The following is a 15,822-nucleotide window of genomic DNA, read 5'->3' on the forward strand; positions in this document are numbered from 1 at the left end:
GCGTTCAGGAAGCGGTGGAGTGCTGAGCGAGCACGGCGAGGTGCATGCCGAGGAAGTTGATCTCGGACTCCGGCAGCGGGGCGCCGAGGACCCGCTTGGCGCGGGCGGAGATGGCGTGAGCCCGGTCGACGGCGTCGGGGTGCCCCGCCAGCTCGGCGGCCACCTGGTCGTCGGTGAGGAACTGCTCGATCGGCTCTCCGGCCAGCAGCCGGGTGAGGGCCATCATCAGATGGCTGGTGAGCATCCCGGCGGTGTCCTCGGTGACGGTGCGGCCCTCGGAAGCGAGGGCCTGCAGCTCACTGGTCACGAAGTCGGCCACCTCGGGCCGTACTTGACCGCTCTCGCGGAAGAGCTGGATGCGGAGGGCGAGCTTGTCATCCATGGTCATCCTTTCCACAAATTCGACAGTAACCAGGATTTTGGATTTTCGTCAGTGACTTAAGTCCCGATTCGCGTACTCGGGAGGGGTGGTGCCATCAGCCGGCGACCTTGATCGGAGTGAACAGATGCGCCCAGCTCGCGAGGTTCAACATGATGCCGACCAGGATCACGGCGCAGGGCGCCGCCGCCAGCCGCATCACGGGCCGGCCCATGGCCTCGTTCAGCACGTAGAGCCCGCCGACCAGCGCCACCCCGACCCCGCCGCCCATATGCATCCCGGCCAGGATCGAGCCGAACAGCACGGCGATCTCCAGAACCTGGTTGATGGCGTTGCGGATGTGGTCGGAGGCGTCCTGCATGGACGGCACCCTCGCGAAGAGCCGGCCGAGCTGGGAGAGCGCCAGGACCTCCACGCCGAACACCACCACCCCGGCCACGCCGCCGACCAGCAGGTTCGGAGCGGCGATGTAGCCGGCCGCGTACACGAAGTTCATGCCGTTGGTGGCGTAGACACCGGAGGCCAGCGAGGTCAGCCCGATCAGCGGGATGAAGCCGAAGGTGCGGTAGAAGTCGATCTGCGCCGCATTGCCCATGTCCCCCTTCTGCACGATGTAGCTCGTCGCCTCGCCGCCCGCGAACACCCCGGTCGCGCACAGCGCGCCCGTCAGCCCGCCGAGCAGCAGCAGCCACGGCAGATACTTGCGCAGCCGCTTCGCGTTCTCACCGAAGAGCGAGTCGGCGGCCGACGTGTCGACCACGGGCGGCTCCTCGCCCCTCGCCGCGGCCTCCGCCCGTACCGTGCGCCGGTTGACGACGTCGCGCCGCACCGCGAAGGCGACCAGCATCGCCATGCCCGCTGCCATCGCCAGCGCCCCCGGGAAGAGGCTCTTCCAGAAGTACGCCGTGGCCAGCATGATCAAGCCCTCTACGGCGAAGGCGATCCCGCCGCGCGCCTTGCCGAACTGATAGGCGATGGCCACGGCCGGGAAGAAGGCGAACAGGTACATCACCGGGTCGGACAGCGCCTGCATCGCGGTGAGGAAGTCCACCGGCAGCGCCTGTGCCGCGTCGGTGGCGCCCGCGAGGCCGAAGATGACCAGCAGCGCCCAGGCCGCGCCCAGCACCGGGGCGAGCCACCGCCGGGGCGCGAGCAGGCCGAGGATGTCGGTCGGCAGGAAGAGCAGCCAGGGGTTGAGGACGCCGGTCGAGAAGGCCATCGGTGCGCCGAGCCCGAAGATGAAGCCGGAGGAGAGGCTGAAGGCGATGGTCGTGATCTCGCGCCGCTTCATCCGGCCCTGGCGGTAGTCGAGCATGAACGGCCGTACGCCGTCGTGGAAGACGGCCACCGCCATGTTCACCAGCAGCGCCGAGAGCGCGCAGACGACGACGGTCAGAACTATCTGCGTGGGGGAGAGACTCAGTGAGTGGTGCCCACTGGCGGCGAGTTCCATCGCTCCCGGCCCTTGGTCTTGCATGTGGGTCTGCTTTCAGCCGTACGGATGGTCAAGCAGTGCGGATGGTCAGTAGGAGGGGATGCGCTCACCGCGCAGCACCTCGCTCTGCGATGTGGTGATGACCGAGAGGTCGAGCGCCTCGCGCACGGCGGTCAGCGCGGCCGCCCCCGCCGCGCGGCCGATGATGGCGGCGCTGGAGTTGCGCAGCGACAGATCGCGGGTGATTTCGTCGCCCAGCGGCAATATGTCCACCGAGGCGCCGAGCTGACCGTGCGGCACCTCGTCGAGGTTCCACACGGTGGCGTCCAGCTGGTCGCTCGCGAAGAGGTCGCCCAACTGCATGTACGAGGTCTCGACCCACTCGATGTCCGAGCGGCCCGCGAAGGCGCGCTTGGTCAGCATCCGCTGGTCCTCGGAGGAGTGGTCGATGGCGACGCGCAGCCGCTGTTCCAGTGAGGTGCCGTGGCGCAGCAGCATGCCGTGGGCGCCGACGTACGTGGCGGGGCCCAGGTCCGCGACCAGCTCCAGCGGGTGCTCCTCGGTAAGCCGGTCGGCGGCGAAGCGGGAGAGGACGACGAGGTCGACCTTGCTCTCCAGCAGGGCGGCGGCCCGGGCGCTCGCACCGCGCATAAAGGTGATCGCGAAGGGTGCGCCGGCTTCTTCGAAGGCGTCCCGCAGGCCGGTGGCCAGGCCCTCGTAACGACGGGAGTAGGGCAGTGGCATCGCCGCGAGCAGGGTGCCGAGGCCGGCCAGCCGCCACAGTATGGTGCGGTCGGCCCAGACCAGGAAGGTGCCGAGATGTCCGCGGGCGACCGTCTCGATCGCGCCCGCTTCCTCCAGCATCTGCAGCGCCGCCTGGACGGTGCCGTTGCCGACGCCGAGCTGCGCGGCGAAATCGCGGACGCGGGGCATCCGGGTGTCCTGCTCGTGGTTGAGCAACAGGGCCGCCAACTGCCGGGCAGCAAGTCCGTTGCGGGTCAGGAACCGCTCATCGATGCCGTTCACGCATACGACAGTAACCAGGATTCTGGATATTGACAAGGGGTCCCAAGACTCACTTCCCAATGCGCCGATTAGTGTGATTTCTCCAGTACGGTCGCGGCGGCAGGGTCCGGCGGCAGGGCTCTGGAAAAAGGAGAGCAGGAGTGAGCAACCCCGTACCCCCGCGTGGCAATCCCGATCAGCCCTGGCGGGCGGAGGGCACCCCACCGGCCCCGGCACCGAAGCGCAAGATGCCCGGTGGCTGGGGCCGACTGGTCCTCACCGCTATCGCCGTCTTCCTGATCACGGACGTCCTGCTCTCGTTCTTCGGCGGTAACGACACCAAGTCGATCTCGTACACGGAGTTCAGCAACCAGCTCAACGCCGACAACATCTCCAAGCTCTACTCCAAGGGCGAGTCGATCCAGGGCGAGCTCAAGGCGAAGAAGCCCGTCCCCGGCGGCAAGGGCGACTACACGCAGTTCGAGACCCAGCGCCCGGCCTTCGCCAACGACAAGCTCTGGGAGACCCTCGCCAAGAACAAGGTCACCGTCACCGCCGAGCCCGTCGTCAAGGAACGCAGCTTCCTCTACAACCTGCTGATCTCCCTCGCGCCCATGCTGCTGCTGGTGGTGCTCTGGATCTTCATCGCGCGCAGGATGCGCGGCGCCATGGGTGGCGGGATGGGCGGCTTCGGCCGCAAGGCCCCGCCCAAGCCCGTAGTGCCCGAGGAGGGCAAGCGCACCACCTTCGAGGACGTCGCCGGCATCGACGAGGTCGAAGCCGAACTCACCGAGATCGTCGACTTCCTCAAGAACCCCGACGCGTACCGCAAGCTCGGCGCCCGGATGCCCGGCGGCGTCCTGCTCGCCGGGCCGCCCGGCACCGGCAAGACGCTCCTGGCCCGCGCCGTCGCGGGCGAGGCCGGCGTCCCCTTCTTCTCCGCCTCCGCCTCCGAATTCATCGAGATGATCGTCGGCGTCGGCGCCGGCCGGGTCCGCGAACTGTTCGCCGAGGCCCGCAAGGTCGCCCCCTCGATCATCTTCATCGACGAGATCGACACCATCGGCCGGGCGCGCGGTGGCGGCGGCATGGGCGGCCACGACGAGCGCGAACAGACGCTCAACCAGATCCTCACCGAGATGGACGGCTTTTCCGGCTCCGAAGGCGTCGTCGTCATCGCCGCCACCAACCGCGCGGACATCCTCGACAAGGCCCTCACCCGCCCCGGCCGCTTCGACCGCACGGTCACCGTCAGCCCGCCCGACCGCGACGGCCGCGAAGCCATTCTGCGCATCCACACCCGCCGCACCCCGCTCGCGGACGACGTCGACCTCGTCCACGTCGCCCGTACGACCCCGGGCATGACCGGAGCGGACCTCGCCAACCTCGCCAACGAAGCGGCGCTCCTGGCCGTCAAGCGCAAGCGGTCGGTGGTCGGCCCCGCCGAGTTCTCCGACGCCCTGGAGAAGATCCAACTCGGCGCCGAGCGGCCCCTGGTGATGCCCCAGGAAGAACGGCGCCGCACCGCCTTCCACGAGAGCGGCCACGCCCTGCTCGGCATGCTCCAGCCCGGCGCCGACCCCGTCCGCAAGATCACCATCGTGCCCCGCGGCAGGGCGCTCGGCGTCACCCTCTCCACCCCCGACGCCGACCGCTACGCCTACACCGAGGAGTACTTGCGCGGCCGGATCATCGGCGCGCTCGGCGGTATGGCAGCCGAACGGACCGTCTTCGGCGTGATCACCACCGGCGCCGAGAGCGACCTGGAACAGGTCACCGGGATCGCCCGCGGCATGGTCGGCCGCTGGGGCATGAGCGAACGCGTCGGCCGCCTCACCGCCATCCCCAGCGACGCCCAGCAGGCATACGGGCTCTCCGCCGCCCCCGCCACGCTCGACGCCGTCGACAACGAGATGCGGCGCATCGTCGACGACTGCTACGAGGAGGCGTGCCGGCTGCTGACCGAGCACCGCGCGCAGCTCGACGCACTCGCCGAGGCGCTGCTCGCCAACGAGACCCTGGAGGAGGGCGAGGCGTACCGCGTCGCCGGGATCACCCGTCTCAGCAAGCCCGAGAGCTGACAGGAACCCCAGCGGCCCGACGCACCGCAGTCAGACCAAAGCGATCGCAGTCAGACCAAAGCGATCGCAGTCAGACCAAGGCGGTCGCCGTCAGACCAAAGCGATCAGGTAACGGAACACATTCGGCATCCAGACCGTGCCGTCCTCGCGCAGGTAGGGGTGGAGCGCCTCGGTCAGCTCCTTCACCACCTGGGTCTGGTCGGTCGCTCGCGCCGCCGCGTCGAACGCGCCCGTCGAGAGCAGGCCGCGCACCGCGCAATCCATGTCCGCGTAACCGAACGGGCACGCCACCCGGCCCGAACCGTCCGGCCGCAGCCCCGCCTGCCGGGCCAGGTTCTCCAGGTCGTCCCGCCCGCTCGGCCGCCACCGGGCGGGCGCGCACATCGGGTCCGCCAGCCGGGCCGCGACCCGCAGCGCCCCGGACGTCGCGCACCGCTCCTGCGGGCCCCAGCCGGCCAGCACGACCGGAGAGCCCCGTTCCGCGCAGGAGGCCCCCTCCGCGAGCGCAGTCGACATGGTCCGGGCGCTGCCGCCCGCGCAGTACAAAGGGTCGAAGGCGGTCACCACATTGAAGGCTGCCCCACTCGGGTCCGTTACGCATCCGGGGCCGCCGTGCCCCAGCCGCGGCCCGTCCGCCGGAGTGCGCTCCGGGAGCAGCCGCTGCCGGGCCAGGTCCAGCCGCCGGTCGTCGGGGTCGACCCCGCTCACCGTCGCGCCCCGCGCCGCCGCCATCAGCAGCGCCAGACCGGAGCCGCAGCCCAGGCTGAGCAACCGGGTCCCCGAGTCGACTTCCAGCCGTTCGTAGACCGCTTCGTAGAGCGGTACCAGCATCCTTTCCTGGATCTCGGCCCAGTCACGGGCCCGCTCCTGGGGTGCGGGAAAGTCCTGATGGTGCCGCCGCACGAGCGTGGATGTCATCGAAAGCGCCCCAATCCGCCGAGAGACGTGATGTATTCAAGATTCGCCGCCCCCGTGTGCGCCGGTCGCGCGCGCAGTTGTGGAACACCCCCGTATGCCAGGGAACTCCGCATCCGCCGACTCGTCCAGTGGGGGATGCCCCTCTGGGCGCGATTCACGCTCCGTGGCGGGTGCCCCGTACCATTCCCGCCATGGCAAAGGCTCCCGTTCTCACCCCCCAGGCGGACGATTTCCCCCGCTGGTACCAGGACCTGATCAACAAGGCCGAGCTGGCGGACAACGGCCCGGTGCGCGGCACCATGGTCATCCGGCCGTACGGGTACGGGCTCTGGGAGCGCATGCAGCAGGACATGGACGCCCGGATCAAGGACGCCGGCGCCCAGAACGCGTACTTCCCGCTACTCATTCCGCAGTCTTACCTGACGAAGGAAGCCGAGCACGTCGAGGGCTTCGCGCCCGAGCTCGCGGTCGTCACGCACGGTGGCGGCAAGGAGCTGGAAGAGCCGGTCGTCATCCGGCCCACCTCGGAGACGATCGTCAACGAGTACTTCTCGAAGTGGGTGCAGAGCTACCGGGACCTGCCCCTGCTGATCAACCAGTGGGCCAACGTCGTCCGCTGGGAGCTGCGCCCGCGCCTCTTCCTGCGGACGAGTGAATTCCTCTGGCAGGAGGGCCACACCGCCCACGCCACCTATGAGGACGCCCGGGACTTCGCGGCTCGCATCCACCGCCACGTCTACGCGGAATTCATGGAGAACGTCCTGGCCATGGATGTCGTCCTGGGCCGCAAGACGCCCAAGGAGCGGTTCGCGGGCGCCATCAACACCCTCACCCTTGAGGGCATGATGGGCGACGGCAAGGCCCTCCAGATGGGGACGAGCCACGAACTCGGCCAGAACTTCGCCAAGGCGTTCAACACCCAGTACCTCTCCAAGGACGGGCGGCAGGAGCACGTCTGGCAGACCTCCTGGGGCTCCACCACCCGCATGGTCGGCGCCATGGTGATGATGCACGGCGACGACAACGGGCTGCGCGTCCCGCCACGTCTCGCCCCCATCCAGGTCGTGGTCCTCGCGATCAAGGGCGACGAGGCCGTCGCCAAGGTCCGCGAGATCGGCGACCGGCTGAAGGCCGCGGGCATCCGGGTCCAGGTCGACGACCGCGTCGACACCCCCTTCGGCCGCCGCGCGGTCGACTGGGAGCTCAAGGGCGTGCCCGTACGCATCGAGGTCGGGCCGCGCGACCTGGAGAGCGGCACCGCCATGCTCGCCCGCCGCATCCCGGGCGGCAAGGAGCCCGTACGCCTGGAGGGGCTGGCCGACCTGCTCCCCAAGGTCCTCGAAGAGGACCAGGAGACGCTGCTGCGCCAGTCCCGGGAGCGCCGGGAGGCCCGTACCGCCGAGGTGACGACGGTCGAGGAGGCCGCGGAGGTGGCGGCCGGGGGCGGCTGGGCGCGCATTCCGTGGGCGGACCTGGGCCCGGCGGGCGAGGCGGCCCTCGCCGAGCAGGCCGCGTCCGTACGGTGCCTGGTGACCGAGGACGGTGCGGTGCCGGACGCGGACGACGCCCCGGGTACCGTCGCCATCGTCGCGCGCGCCTACTGATACCCCGGTCTCAGCCGGGGTTACGTCCCGGGTTGGGAACGGGTGCGCGACTTCTCCGCACATCGACGCACCCGCCCTCGTCGGGACGCATGAGCGTGAACTGACTGGTACGTGCAAATTATTTGGGATGGCCCGGTATCGGAACACCGGGCCATCCCGGCTCGTTGTCACGACGTGAGCACGACACCGCCTGTTCTCGCCGCCGAACTGGCGCTCGCCTGGGCCGACATTCAACGGCACCATCCCGAGCTGCCGGACCTGGCCGCGCCCGAATCCCTGATCGGAGAATCCTCGTCCGCCTGCGGCGCGGAACTCTCCTTCGAACGGCTGCTGCATGAGGCAGTCCACGGCATCGCCGCCGCCCGCGGCGTCCGCGACACCTCACGCGCCGGCCGCTACCACAACCGCCGATTCCTGGCGATCGCCGAGGAGTTGGGCCTGGACCACTCCGAGGAGCCGCATCCCAGCAGCGGTTTCTCGCTGGTCATGCTCAACCCCGAGGCGCGAAAGCGCTACCGCCCGACGATCGAGAGACTCCAGCGCGCGCTCAAGGCCCACACTGTCGCCACCACGGCCGACACCTCCCGTACGTTCCGGGGGCCCGCCGCCCGGCACGGCTCTTCCGGTGGCGGGGTGCGTGTGAAGGCCGTCTGCGACTGCGGCCGGAACGTCCGCGTGGTGCCGTCGGTGCTGGCGCAGGCCCCGATCATGTGCGGCGGGTGCGGACAGCCGTTCCGCATCCCCGAGGCGCTGGCGGTCGGCTGATCAGTCGCCGTATGGCAGAATGGTCAGCTGTACTCGACAGCCGCATAGGACCCCTCTCTCCTCCGGCTGACGCGTCCATCGGGCAAATCGGGTACCGCAACCCCACGTGGCATCTCGTTGTGCCCAACCACGTCAAGACCAGGAGACACCACTTCCGTGGCAGTCAAGATCAAGCTGAAGCGTCTGGGCAAGATCCGTTCGCCTCACTACCGCATCGTCGTCGCCGACTCCCGTACCCGCCGTGACGGCCGGGCCATCGAGGAGATCGGCCTGTACCACCCGGTGCAGAACCCGTCGCGCATCGAGGTCGACTCGGAGCGCGCGCAGTACTGGCTGGGTGTCGGCGCGCAGCCGACCGAGCCCGTCATGGCCATCCTCAAGGTGACCGGCGACTGGCAGAAGTTCAAGGGTCTGCCCGCCCCGGCCCCGATGCTGGTCGCCGAGCCGAAGGCTGACAAGCGCGCCCTCTTCGAGGCCGCCGCCAAGAGCTCCGGCGACGAGCCGAAGGGTGAGGCCATCACCCCGAAGGCGAAGAAGTCGGAGAAGAAGGACGAGGCGGCCGAGGCCACCGCGTCCACCGAGTCGACCGAGGCCTGAGGATGCTCGAGGAAGCCCTCGAGCATTTGGTGAAGGGCATCGTCGACAACCCCGACGACGTGCAGGTCGCCTCGCGCGTCCTGCGTCGCGGGCGCGTTCTGGAGGTCCGGGTGCACCCCGACGACCTCGGCAAGGTGATCGGCCGCAATGGCCGTACCGCGCGTGCCCTGCGCACTGTCGTAGGGGCGCTCGGAGGCCGCGGTATCCGCGTCGACCTCGTCGACGTGGACCAGGTCCACTGAGCAGCGATACAGCACCGGCATGGGCCGGGGGAGGCTTCGGCCACCCCCGGCCTTTGTCGGCGGTGACCAAGAAACGAGCAACCGCGACGGCGCGCGATCACACCCGCGCGAGCGGCCGCGGCTCGGCCGCACGGAGGAGACAGGCACAGTGCAGCTGGTAGTCGGCAGGATCGGACGCGCCCACGGCATCAAGGGCGACGTGACGGTGGAGGTACGTACGGACGAGCCCGAACTGCGGCTCGGCCCCGGCGCCGTACTGGCCACGGACCCGGCCGCCGCCGGCCCGCTGACCATCGAGACCGGGCGGGTGCACAGCGGCCGGCTGCTGCTGCGCTTCGCGGGCGTCACCGACCGTACGGGCGCCGAAGCCCTGCGCAACACACTCCTCATCGCGGAGGTCGACCCCGAGGAGGTCCCCGAGGACCCCGAGGAGTACTACGACCACCAGCTGATGGACCTCGACGTCGTCACCGTCGACGGCACCGAGGTCGGCCGCATCACCGAGATCTCCCACCTGCCCTCCCAGGACCTCTTCATCGTCGAGCGGCCCGACGGCAGCGAAGTGATGATCCCCTTCGTCACCGAGATCGTCCCGGAGATCGACCTGGAGGCGCAGCGCGCCGTCATCGACCCGCCGCCCGGTCTGATCGACGACAGCCAGGCCGAGGTCGCGAGCGCCCGGGACGCCGAGCAGGGCGACGCCTGATGCGCCTCGACGTCATCACGATCTTCCCGGAGTACCTGGAGCCGCTGAACGTCTCGCTGGTCGGCAAGGCGCGCGCCCGCGGGCAGCTGGACGTACGGGTGCACGACCTGCGCGAGTGGACGCACGACCGGCACAACACGGTCGACGACAGCCCGTACGGCGGCGGCCCTGGCATGGTCATGAAGCCAGAGCCCTGGGGCGAGGCCCTCGACGCGGTCATCGAATCGGGCGCCGACGACGCACGGCCCACCCTGGTCGTACCGACCCCCAGTGGCGTGCCCTTCACCCAGCGGCTCGCGGTGGAGCTCTCCGAGCGGCCCTGGCTGCTCTTCACCCCGGCACGCTACGAGGGCATCGACCGCCGCGTCATGGCCGAGTACGGCGAGCGGCTCGACGTGCGCGAGGTCTCCATCGGCGATTACGTGCTCGCCGGCGGCGAGGCCCCGGTCCTCGTCATGGTCGAGGCCATCGCCAGGCTGCTGCCCGGCGTCCTCGGCAACGCCGATTCGCACCGCGACGACTCCTTCGCCCCCGGCGCGATGGCCGACCTGCTGGAAGGGCCCGTCTACACCAAGCCCCCCGAGTGGCGCGGGCACGGCATCCCCGACGTCCTGCTCAGCGGCCACCACGGCAAGGTCGCCCGCTGGCGGCGCGATGAGGCCTTCCGCCGCACGACCGCGAACCGGCCCGACCTGATCGAGCGCGCCGATTCGGCCGCGTTCGACAAGAAGGACCGCGAAATCCTCGCCGCGCTGGGCTGGGCGGAGCTTCCCGACGGCCGATTTGGGCGGTCGGGTCAGACCGTGGAAGAATAGGCCGCTGCTGTACGTCCGGCGTGCGCCCCTGCCACAGGGGGAACGACGTCCGCCCGACACAGCGCCGCTCCACCGGAGCGGCACCCCTCAACTCTCATCACGAATTTCCGCTGATGACCTGTGGCATCAGCGAAGAAAGCAGACGGTCATGAACCTTCTCGACAACGTCGATGCCGCATCGCTGCGCAGCGACCTTCCGGCCTTCCGCCCCGGCGACACCGTCAACGTCCACGTGCGCGTCATCGAGGGCAGCCGCTCCCGTGTCCAGCAGTTCAAGGGCGTAGTCATCCGCCGCCAGGGCGCCGGCGTGCGCGAGACCTTCACGGTCCGCAAGGTCTCCTTCTCCGTCGGCGTCGAGCGCACCTTCCCCGTGCACACCCCGATCGTCGAGAAGATCGAGCTCGTCACCCGCGGCGACGTGCGTCGCGCGAAGCTGTACTACCTCCGTGAGCTCCGCGGCAAGGCCGCGAAGATCAAGGAGAAGCGCGACAAGTAATCTGCCGTCCGGCGTCCGGGCCAGGCCGGATAGGCTCTCGGCTCGATGGACACCGACGCACAGCTTTCGGAGCGCGACCGCTCTCCTGAACCCGATGAGGGTCAGGAGCAGGGGTCGCGCTCCGCGCGTTTTCCCCGTTTCTCCCCAGGGGCGTCCTGGCAGTGGCTCACGGGCGGCGGGGCGCTGCGCAGAACGGCCCTGCTGCTAGTCACCTGCATCGTTGTGCTGCTGTTCGTCAGCGGCTTCGTGGTGCAGCCCTTTCTGATCCCCAGCGGCTCCATGGAGAACACCCTCCAGGTGGGGGACCGGGTCCTGGTCAACAAGCTCGCGTACAGCTTCGGGGACGAACCGCGCCGCGGTGACGTTGTGGTCTTCGACGGCACCGATTCCTTCCTTCAGAACGCGCCGTCCGAGAACGCGGTGGCCGGCCTGGTGCGCCGCGCGGGCTCGGTGGTCGGACTGATGAAGCCGGCCGGCACGGATTACATCAAGCGGGTCGTGGGCGTCGGCGGGGACCATGTCACCTGCTGCGACAAGCGTGGGAGGCTGATGGTGAACGGTCGGCCGATCACCGAGGGCTACCTGTATCCGGGGGACGTACCGTCGCGGGCACCGTTCGACATCGTGGTGCCCGAGGGGAAGCTGTGGGTCATGGGCGACCACCGTAGCGACTCCCGGGACTCGCGCGACCACCTCGGGGAGCCCGGCGGCGGCACTGTGCCCGTCGACCGGGTGATCGGACGGGCGGACTGGATCGGCTGGCCCTTCGGCCGGATGACCTCGCTGAAGCGGCCGGCCGGCTTCGCGGACGTACCGAAGCCCGGCGGCGCGCATGGGTAGCCGGGGGCGGGAGCGGGAGCACGCGCAGCACGACGGCGAGATACCCCGCGCGGCGACGGGCGGCCGGGCCGACCGGCGGAAGACGGCGCGGCGCGTCAAGCGTCGGCGACGCCGGTCCGCGGTCAAGGAAGTGCCGATCCTGATCGGTGTGGCACTGCTGATCGCCGTGGTGCTGAAGACCTTTCTCGTCCAGGCTTTCGTGATCCCGACCGGCTCGATGGAGCAGACGATCCGGATCGGCGACCGGGTGCTGGTGGACAAGTTGACGCCCTGGTTCGGGTCCAAGCCGCACCGCGGTGACGTGGTGGTCTTCAAGGATCCGGGGGGCTGGCTCCGCGGCGAGCCGAAGCCGAAGCCCGACCCGGTGGGGATCAAGCAGGTCAAGGAGGGGCTGGCGGCCATCGGGCTGCTGCCGTCCGCGGACGAGCAGGATCTGATCAAACGAGTTATCGGCGTCGGCGGCGATACGGTCAAGTGCTGCGATGAGAACGGCAAAATCACCGTCAACGGAACGCCGCTCGACGAGCCGTATCTGCACCCCGGCAACCCGCCCTCGAAGATCGAATTCTCCGTCACGGTGCCTGCCGGACGGTTCTTCATGATGGGCGACCACCGCTCCAACTCGGGGGACTCGCGCTACCACTTGCAGGACGCTCACCTGGGCACTGTCTCCGAAGAGCAGGTCGTGGGGCGGGCCGTGGTCATCGCGTGGCCGTTCTCGCACTGGCGGGGGCTCGCGGAATCGGCCCCGTTCGCATCGGTGAAAGACGCGCGAGGCGAGGCGACGCGGGCGAGGGGTTCGCCGAATAGTCTGTCCTCCACAGATCGGCAAGGAATGATCCAGCTCCCGACCCCTGCGGAACTCCCGCTCGTTATGGGAGTTGTGGGCCTACGTCGGTCGTGGGTCTGGCGGCAGCGCGGAGTGAGGAGTGGATGTGGGGGATTTGGCGGTCGGCGCACGATCCGGTCACGAAGAGCCCGAAAGGCGACCCGATGGGACTGAGGGGGCTCCGGAGACCGGTGTGCCGGAGGCGGCCGGGCCCCCGGAGCCACCGGAGGACTCCTCGCAACGAGGAAGCCGCGGCGTGAAGCAGAAGAAGCAGCGTTCCTTCTGGAAGGAACTCCCGATCCTGATCGGCATCGCGCTGGTGCTCGCTCTGCTGATCAAGACCTTTCTGGTGCAGGCGTTCTCGATCCCGTCGGCCTCGATGCAGAACACTCTGCTGGAGGGCGACCGGGTGCTGGTGGACAAGCTGACGCCGTGGTTCGGATCGGAGCCCGAGCGGGGCGAGGTGGTCGTCTTCCACGACCCCGGGCACTGGCTCGACGATGAGCCCACCCCGAAGACCAATGCGATCCAGGATGCCCTGAGCTTTATCGGGCTGATGCCCTCGTCCCAGGAGAAAGACCTGATCAAGCGGGCCATCGCGGTCGGCGGGGACACCGTCGAGTGCAAGAACACCGGCCCTGTCAAGGTCAATGGCAAGGCGCTCGACGAGCCGTACATCTTCCCGGGCAACACCCCTTGCGGCGACAAGCCGTTCGGCCCGATCAAGATCCCCAAGGGGAAGATCTGGGTGATGGGCGACCACCGCCAGAACTCGCTGGACTCGCGGTACCACCAGGACCTGCCCGGCGGCGGCACGGTCCCGGTCAGCAAGGTCGTCGGGCGGGCCATCGTCGTCGCCTGGCCGATCAACCGCTGGTCGGCGCTGTCCGTCCCCGACACCTTCGACCAGCCGGGACTGAGCGCGGCAGGCGCCGTCGCACCGCCGGTCGCGGGGCTCGCGGGTGCGGTGCCGCTGGTGCTCTGGCGTCGGCGCCGGCTGATCAGCAAGGCCGCGCAAGTGGGCTGACTGCGGTCCGTACCGCCGGGTAGTGTGCGATCCCGTGCCTGATGGCACAGGGGGATCCGACTTCTACGCGGGGCGGGAGCAGGGATGAGTGGAGCGGTACGTACGGACGACGGCCACGGCCGCGCGGGCAGGGTGCTGTCCGGGCTGGCCGTGGCCGTCGGCTGTGTGCTCTTCCTGGGCGGGTTCGTCTGGGGCGCCGTGCTCTACCAGCCCTACACCGTGCCCACCGACTCGATGGCGCCGACCATCGGGCAGGGCGACCGGGTGCTCGCGCAGCGCATAGACGGCGCCGCGGTGCGCCGCGGCGACGTCGTCGTCTTCGAGGACAAGGTGTGGGGCAAGGTGCCGATGGTCAAGCGGGTTGTGGCGGTCGGCGGCGACAAGGTCGCCTGCTGCGACCGCGCGGGCCGGATGACCGTCGACGGCGCACCCGTCGAGGAGCCGTATCTGGCGGACAAGGGGTCGGCATCGCCGACCGCCTTCTCCTCCACGGTCCCCAAGGGGCAGCTCTTCCTGCTGGGCGACCACCGCATGAGCTCGCTCGACTCGCGCGTGCACCTGACCGACAGTGACCATGGCTCCGTACCGCGCGGCGCGGTGAAGGCACGGGTGGACGCGACGGCCTGGCCGATGAAGAGCCTCGGCATGATGGCGCGTCCGGCGGCTTTCGCGGCGATGCCCGGCGGAACCTCGGAGCCCGGGCCGCTGCGGCCGGTGGTGATCTCGGTGGCCGCGGGTGCGGTGCTGATCCTGGGTGGTGCGGCGTACGGGCCGATCGCGCGCCGGCTGGGCCGGCGGCGGCAGGCCGGGGCGGCCGCCGCGGAGGGCGGTGGGGCCCGTGTCTGAGGAGTCCGCGGCCGAGGGGGCCGTGTCCGAGGGGGCTGTGCCTGAGGGGCTCGTGTCTGAGGGGCGGCGGAGGGCCGCACGAGTGGTGCTGCTCGATCGGCGGGACCGGGTGCTCCTGATGCATGGCTTCGAGCCGGACGACCCGTCCATGACCTGGTGGTTCACGCCGGGCGGCGGGCTGGAGGGCGACGAGGCGTGGGAGCGGGCGGCGCGCCGGGAGCTGGAGGAGGAGACCGGGATCACAGACATCGAGCTGGGTCCGGTGCTCTGGCAGCGGCACTGCTCGTTCTTCTTCGACGCGCGGCGCTGGGAGCAGGAGGAGTGGTACTACCTGGCCCGGACCGAGCAGGAGGCGTCCTGGACGGGCGGTGCGACGGACCTGGAGCGCCGCAGTGTGGCCGGGTTGCGGTGGTGGACCTGCGAGGAACTTCTCACGACGCGTGAGACTGTGTATCCGACCAAACTCGCCGCGTTGGTGCGTACGCTGCTCGACGAGGGGCCCCCGAGTAGGCCGGTGCTCCTGGAGACTGAGCGCGCCTGACGCACAATGGGGGGACGCACGGCTGAAGGGGAACACGCCATGAGCGCCGAGGACCTCGAAAAGTACGAGACCGAGATGGAGCTGAAGCTCTACCGGGAGTACCGCGATGTCGTCGGCTTGTTCAAATACGTGATCGAGACCGAACGGCGCTTCTACCTCACCAACGACTACGAGATGCAGGTGCACTCGGTTCAAGGTGAGGTGTTCTTCGAGGTCTCGATGGCTGATGCGTGGGTCTGGGACATGTATCGACCGGCTCGCTTCGTCAAGCAGGTGCGGGTTCTGACGTTCAAGGACGTGAATATTGAGGAGCTCAACAAGAGCGACCTCGACCTTCCGAGTGGCTGAGTTGTCCACAACCCGGCGGTAACCGCCAGAGTTATCCACCAAGATCCAATGGATCGGGCCGGGGGCGTCACAGTCGGTGTCGGAGGTGGTGCCGATGCTGCTGCACCCCGGGGAGCGGCCGACCGCAGCCCCACGACAGCCGCGACGAACGCGACAGCCACATCAAGGTCAACAGTCACATCAAGCCCAACAGTCACAACAAGTTCAACAGCCTCGACGGGCACGGCAAGGCGGCGCGTCCCGGAGCGGCGCGCACGCCGGCGCGGGACCGGCGGAGAGCGCCCGGCGTGATCCGGCGCAGGTACGGCGCCGCGCGCTCGGCCGTTACGGGGAGGACCTCGCGGCGCG

At 69.5% G+C, this 15,822-nt stretch carries 18 protein-coding genes; 14 read left to right on the plus strand and 4 right to left on the minus strand.

Annotation, left to right across the window (positions count from 1 at the left end; genetic code table 11):
- Nucleotides 1-4 precede the first annotated feature (4 nt).
- From AC07AB_RS19690 to yhfZ, 3 genes are all read right to left on the minus strand, one after another.
- The gene (locus AC07AB_RS19690) at nucleotides 5-382 is read right to left on the minus strand and encodes a transcriptional antiterminator (RefSeq protein WP_478568297.1); all 378 of its coding nucleotides are present in this window, start codon (nucleotides 380-382) and stop codon (nucleotides 5-7) included.
- A gap of 94 nt (nucleotides 383-476) precedes the next feature.
- Nucleotides 477-1,832, minus strand: coding sequence for a YhfT family protein (locus AC07AB_RS19695; RefSeq protein ID WP_478568580.1), 1,356 nt, complete (start codon nucleotides 1,830-1,832; stop codon nucleotides 477-479).
- Between the two features lie 69 nt (nucleotides 1,833-1,901).
- Nucleotides 1,902-2,840: a GntR family transcriptional regulator YhfZ gene (gene yhfZ / locus AC07AB_RS19700; RefSeq protein WP_478568300.1), complete on the minus strand. Its 939-nt coding sequence runs from the start codon at nucleotides 2,838-2,840 to the stop codon at nucleotides 1,902-1,904.
- A gap of 140 nt (nucleotides 2,841-2,980) precedes the next feature.
- Here yhfZ and ftsH point away from each other — a divergent pair, with 140 nt between their 5' ends.
- Complete coding sequence (gene ftsH, locus AC07AB_RS19705) at nucleotides 2,981-4,900, plus strand: ATP-dependent zinc metalloprotease FtsH (RefSeq protein ID WP_478568303.1); 1,920 nt, start codon at nucleotides 2,981-2,983, stop codon at nucleotides 4,898-4,900.
- Between the two features lie 90 nt (nucleotides 4,901-4,990).
- On the opposite strand, the gene AC07AB_RS19710 is transcribed toward ftsH, so the two are convergent.
- On the minus strand, nucleotides 4,991-5,818 hold the full coding sequence (locus AC07AB_RS19710; RefSeq protein WP_478568306.1) for a class I SAM-dependent methyltransferase: 828 nt from the start codon (nucleotides 5,816-5,818) through the stop codon (nucleotides 4,991-4,993).
- A gap of 191 nt (nucleotides 5,819-6,009) precedes the next feature.
- Between AC07AB_RS19710 and proS the strand changes: the two genes are divergently transcribed.
- From proS to AC07AB_RS19775, 13 genes are all read left to right on the plus strand, one after another.
- A complete protein-coding gene (gene proS / locus AC07AB_RS19715) occupies nucleotides 6,010-7,422 on the plus strand; it encodes a proline--tRNA ligase (RefSeq protein ID WP_478568309.1) in 1,413 nt (470 codons plus the stop codon).
- Nucleotides 7,423-7,596: 174 nt separating this feature from the next.
- The gene (locus AC07AB_RS19720; protein WP_478568312.1) at nucleotides 7,597-8,187 is read left to right on the plus strand and encodes a hypothetical protein; all 591 of its coding nucleotides are present in this window, start codon (nucleotides 7,597-7,599) and stop codon (nucleotides 8,185-8,187) included.
- A gap of 156 nt (nucleotides 8,188-8,343) precedes the next feature.
- Nucleotides 8,344-8,784 (plus strand): 30S ribosomal protein S16, encoded by a 441-nt coding sequence (rpsP, locus tag AC07AB_RS19725; protein WP_030884970.1) that lies wholly within the window; start codon nucleotides 8,344-8,346, stop codon nucleotides 8,782-8,784.
- A gap of 2 nt (nucleotides 8,785-8,786) precedes the next feature.
- Entirely contained in the window at nucleotides 8,787-9,026 is a 240-nt protein-coding gene (locus tag AC07AB_RS19730) for an RNA-binding protein (RefSeq protein WP_030884973.1), read from the plus strand.
- Nucleotides 9,027-9,174: 148 nt separating this feature from the next.
- Nucleotides 9,175-9,732: a ribosome maturation factor RimM gene (gene rimM / locus AC07AB_RS19735; protein ID WP_478568315.1), complete on the plus strand. Its 558-nt coding sequence runs from the start codon at nucleotides 9,175-9,177 to the stop codon at nucleotides 9,730-9,732.
- Nucleotides 9,732-10,547, plus strand: a complete 816-nt coding sequence (gene trmD / locus AC07AB_RS19740; RefSeq protein WP_478568318.1) for a tRNA (guanosine(37)-N1)-methyltransferase TrmD — start codon at nucleotides 9,732-9,734, stop codon at nucleotides 10,545-10,547. The genes rimM and trmD overlap by 1 nt, the downstream gene beginning before the upstream one ends.
- A 148-nt stretch (nucleotides 10,548-10,695) precedes the next feature.
- Nucleotides 10,696-11,043 carry a 50S ribosomal protein L19 gene (gene rplS, locus AC07AB_RS19745; RefSeq protein ID WP_478568321.1) on the plus strand — a complete coding sequence of 116 codons (348 nt, stop codon included), beginning with the start codon at nucleotides 10,696-10,698 and terminating at the stop codon, nucleotides 11,041-11,043.
- Between the two features lie 45 nt (nucleotides 11,044-11,088).
- Nucleotides 11,089-11,883 carry a signal peptidase I gene (lepB, locus tag AC07AB_RS19750; RefSeq protein WP_478568324.1) on the plus strand — a complete coding sequence of 265 codons (795 nt, stop codon included), beginning with the start codon at nucleotides 11,089-11,091 and terminating at the stop codon, nucleotides 11,881-11,883.
- Complete coding sequence (gene lepB / locus AC07AB_RS19755; protein ID WP_478568327.1) at nucleotides 11,876-12,886, plus strand: signal peptidase I; 1,011 nt, start codon at nucleotides 11,876-11,878, stop codon at nucleotides 12,884-12,886. The genes lepB (AC07AB_RS19750) and lepB (AC07AB_RS19755) overlap by 8 nt, the downstream gene beginning before the upstream one ends.
- Entirely contained in the window at nucleotides 12,828-13,739 is a 912-nt protein-coding gene (gene lepB, locus AC07AB_RS19760) for a signal peptidase I (RefSeq protein WP_478568583.1), read from the plus strand. The genes lepB (AC07AB_RS19755) and lepB (AC07AB_RS19760) overlap by 59 nt, the downstream gene beginning before the upstream one ends.
- 84 nt (nucleotides 13,740-13,823) lie before the next feature.
- Nucleotides 13,824-14,585, plus strand: a complete 762-nt coding sequence (gene lepB, locus AC07AB_RS19765) for a signal peptidase I (RefSeq protein WP_478568330.1) — start codon at nucleotides 13,824-13,826, stop codon at nucleotides 14,583-14,585.
- A 52-nt stretch (nucleotides 14,586-14,637) separates the two neighbouring features.
- Nucleotides 14,638-15,126: an NUDIX hydrolase gene (locus AC07AB_RS19770; RefSeq protein WP_478568586.1), complete on the plus strand. Its 489-nt coding sequence runs from the start codon at nucleotides 14,638-14,640 to the stop codon at nucleotides 15,124-15,126.
- A 39-nt stretch (nucleotides 15,127-15,165) separates the two neighbouring features.
- Nucleotides 15,166-15,474, plus strand: a complete 309-nt coding sequence (locus AC07AB_RS19775) for a DUF2469 domain-containing protein (RefSeq protein ID WP_004944840.1) — start codon at nucleotides 15,166-15,168, stop codon at nucleotides 15,472-15,474.
- The last annotated feature ends 348 nt before the right edge of the window (nucleotides 15,475-15,822 follow it).

The organism is Streptomyces sp. NPDC044033 (assembly GCF_056434425.1).